Source organism: Mesorhizobium sp. M7A.F.Ca.US.014.04.1.1, assembly GCF_003998745.1.
GTDB classification, from domain to species: Bacteria; Pseudomonadota; Alphaproteobacteria; order Rhizobiales; family Rhizobiaceae; genus Mesorhizobium; species Mesorhizobium ciceri.
This window is the reverse complement of sequence record NZ_RZRW01000556.1, coordinates 1-3,735: the sequence shown is the minus strand read 5'-3', so window position 1 is coordinate 3,735 and position 3,735 is coordinate 1. Positions and strand designations below refer to the sequence as shown.

General features: G+C 65.1%; 2 protein-coding genes and 1 pseudogene. 2 read left to right on the top strand and 1 reads right to left on the bottom strand.

What is annotated here, in order from left to right; translation table 11 throughout:
* A pseudogene (locus tag EOA22_RS27385) lies at window positions 1-460 on the top strand (hypothetical protein); the annotation flags it as partial.
* A 175-nt stretch (window positions 461-635) separates the two neighbouring features.
* Window positions 636-2,096: an MATE family efflux transporter gene (locus tag EOA22_RS27380; protein ID WP_244506837.1), complete on the top strand. Its 1,461-nt coding sequence runs from the start codon at window positions 636-638 to the stop codon at window positions 2,094-2,096.
* 34 nt (window positions 2,097-2,130) lie between these two features.
* Here the strand turns inward: EOA22_RS27380 and EOA22_RS27375 are convergent, their stop codons facing one another.
* Window positions 2,131-3,342 (bottom strand): MFS transporter, encoded by a 1,212-nt coding sequence (locus tag EOA22_RS27375; protein ID WP_127390355.1) that lies wholly within the window; start codon window positions 3,340-3,342, stop codon window positions 2,131-2,133.
* Window positions 3,343-3,735 lie beyond the last annotated feature (393 nt).

Below are 3,735 nucleotides of genomic sequence, written 5' to 3'. Positions count from 1 at the left end.
CGACAGCGGCAACGGCCAGGGGCTGAAGGGCGACACCTCGCTGGTGCGCCAGATCTTCGTCGTCGACGTCTCGGCCGCGACCGACATCGCCGGCGGCGCCTTCGATGCCGCCGACAAGCCGCTGGCGCCCAAGGGCGTGCTCGACCCGTCGGTGATGCCGGCCAAGCTGACGCCGTTCATCGACATCAACGACAAGGGCGAACTCGGCCGCTTCGGCCTGCACAATGGCGCGCCGAACGACAAGAACAACCTGTCGGAGAAGTGGGAGGCGATGTCGGTGGTCAGCGTTCTCGATCCGAAGCTGCCCGACGACTACTTCCTGTTCGTCGCCAACGACAACGACTTCCTCGCCCAGGACGGTTTTCAGGTCGGCGCACCCTACAAGGCGGAAGACGGCGCCGATGTCGACACCATGTTCCTGGTCTATCAGGTCACGCTGCCGGGTCTCGCCGGGAAGTAACGGCCACTGCACGGGCGGGCGCGCTTGGCGCGTCCGCTGGGCTCGCGGCAGGCATGAACGGGGCAGCGGCCTTTCAGCCGCGCGTTCGCAAGGGTGCATCTCGGTCCCGCCTGCGATATCATCGTGGACTGGATCCAAATCACCATCCGCCGAGTTGCCCGCCATGGACGAAAAAATGCCCGCGCGCCGGCGCACCGGCGACCTGACCAGCGGCCCGATCCCGCGCACGCTTCTGCTGTTCGCCCTGCCGGTGCTCGGCTCCAACGTGCTGCAGTCGCTCAACGGCTCGATCAACGCCGTCTGGGTCGGCCGTTTTCTCGGCGAATCGGCGCTGACCGCCACCTCTAATGCCAACCTCGTCCTGTTCCTGATCCTCGGCACTGTGTTCGGCATCGGCATGGCGGCCACCATCCTGGTGGCCCAGTCGGTCGGTGCCCGCGACCTGCCCGAGGCGCGCCGCATTGTCGGCACCAGCGCGACGTTCTTCTTCCTCGTCTCGGTTGTCTTCGCGGTCTGCGGCTGGATCTGGGTTGACGCCATTCTCAACACGCTCGGCACACCGGCCGACGCCTTGCCGCTGGCGCGCTCCTATCTGCGCATCATCTTCGTCGCCGTGCCGATGATGAACCTTCTGTCCTTCGTCATGACCGTGCTGCGCGGTGCCGGCGATTCACGCACCCCCTTCTTCTTCATGGCGCTGGCCGTCGTCCTCGACATCGTGCTCAACCCATTGCTCATCGCCGGCATCGGACCGTTTCCCGAACTCGGCATCGCGGGCTCCGCCACGTCCACGCTGATCGGCCAGACGGTTAGCGTGATCGCCATCCTGATCGTGCTCTATGTGCGCAAGCATCCGCTGCGGCTGGCCGGCGCCAACCTCGCTCTGCTGCGGCCCGATCCCACCTTGCTGCGCATCGTCGTCTTCAAGGGCGTGCCGATGGGCCTGCAGATGATCGTCATTTCGGCGGCGGCACTGACGGTGATGGGCATCGTCAATTCCTACGGCTCACAGGTCGCCGCCGCCTACGGCATCGCCGCCCAGCTGTGGACCTACATCCAGATGCCGGCGCTCGCCATCGGCGCCGCGGTGTCCTCGATGGCGGCACAGAATGTCGGCGCCGGGCGCTGGGACCGGATCGGCCGCATCGCCGCCTCAGGCGTCGGCTTCAACCTCGTCCTGACCGGCGCACTGGTTGCCGTGCTGTCGGTTTTCGACCGTTCGGTGCTGAGCCTGTTCCTGAGCCGCGACAGCGCGGCGATCGACATCGCCGTCCACATCAACAATGTCGCCTCGTGGTCGTTCATCCTGTTCGGCATAACCATCGTGCTGTTTGCCACCGTACGAGCCACGGGTGCCGTGATGCCGCCGCTGATCATCCTGGTCATTTCGGTGCTGGTCGTGCGCACCGGCTTTGCCTATTTCATGCGTGGCGTGATCGGCGAGGAAGCGTTGTGGTGGAGCTTCCCGGCGGGTTCGATCAGCTCGCTTGTACTGGCGGCGGCCTACTATCGTTTCGGCCGCTGGCGCACCACGCACATGATCGAGGACAGGCCGGCCGCCGGCGAGCCGCCGGACACCGGTCTTGGCGTGCCGCGCGGACGCGCGCATCTTTCGCCTGAAACACCGAACGGCTGAAGCCAACCCGGTTCCGCTGGACCGCTCCAGGCCCTCAACGCCGTTGTTGTTTCAGCCCAAAAGCCAGCGCCACCAACGCAAACACCACGATCATGCCGGCGAACGCCAGGCTGGCAGCGACGGGACTGGCATAGGTCGAAACGATGCCGATGCCGATGACGGGCAAGGCGTTGCCGACAAAGCAGCAGATGAAGAAGCTGGACACCACTTCGGCGCGACGATCCTTGGGCGCGATCTCGTTCACCGCTTGCAGGCCGCCACGGTAACCAAGCGCCGCCGCAACGCCGCAACAGGCCGTCGCAGCAACCATCAGTGCCATCGAGGCCAATATCTGCGCCGCCACCACCAACAAGACGCTTGGGATCATCAATGCCAGCGCAGCCAGCATCGCCTTATTGCTCTTCATGTGCATCAGAACGACAATGCTGATCGCGGTGACGATCGCCAGCTCGAAGAACAGCGCGCCGGCGACGGCATGGTTGGTCTCATGCAGCTGCTGCGCCAGGATGCTCGGCGCCAACGCGGCGTAGAACCCGACCAGCGCCATCGCGCCGAAGCCGGTCACCGCCGGCGCGACGAAGCGCGCACGGATTTCCTCCGGGACGGAAAGTCGCGGCCGCCAGGAGATCCCCCCGAGGCCGCCCGGCTTCGACACCGTTTCGCGAGTGCGCCAGACCAGGATCGTCACCACCACAAGTGCTGCCAGATAGACGATGAAGATCAGCCGCAACGGCCATGGCTCGTATTCAGCCAGAAATCCCGAAATCAGTGCGCCGAGGCCGAGGCCGAGGAAATTGGTGCTGGTGGCAATCACACTGGCGCGCGACTTGTCCGCGCCGGGAAGAAGCTCGGCAATCCACGCGGTTCCGGTCCCCGCGCCGACGCCGATGCCAAGCCCGCTCAGGATGCGGGCGACGTCGAGCGAGACGACGTTTACGGCAAACAGGAAGACAAGCGCACTGACGATGGCGACGAGCATGGCCGCCAGGCTCGCGGGCCGGCGTCCGACAATATCGGAGACGCTGCCCAACATCAGAAGTGCCGCCAGATTGCCGACGACATACACGGCGTAGATCAGCGTCAGGGTGATTTGTGAAAAGCCGAATTGCTGCTTGTAGACGATGTAGAGCGGCGTCAGCACCGTGCTGCCGGCAAACAGCACCGCAATCATCGCGGCGACGGTGGGGATTGCGAGAGCATCGCCACCTGCCCCTTCGTGCGTATGCGCAAAATCGCGAATGGCCATGGCCAACCTCGTCACCAATTTCGGGGATCGAGGATCTAACGCGGTTTCATCCACGACGTTCCAACCGACAGGCAGGCTCCTGACAGCACGGTGGACATTGCTTGAGCGGGATGTCCGCCGGCTGAACAGGCTCGGATCGGGGCCAGCGGCTCCGATCCGTCATCTATCGTTCAACCGGTCGGCGTTACCTGCAAGCAAAGCCGGGCGCGATCTTGCACTTGCCGGGACGCGGCCTGTGCGGCGGCCGATGGTGCGGAGGACGGTGCGGCTTGTGCCAGTGGGGCGGCCGATGCGGCGGACGCACGATGATGATTGGCGGGCGAACGATCTGGGAGCGTTCAAGATAACCGGCGCTGGCCCAGCCGCTCACGCCGCCGCCATGGATTCTACACC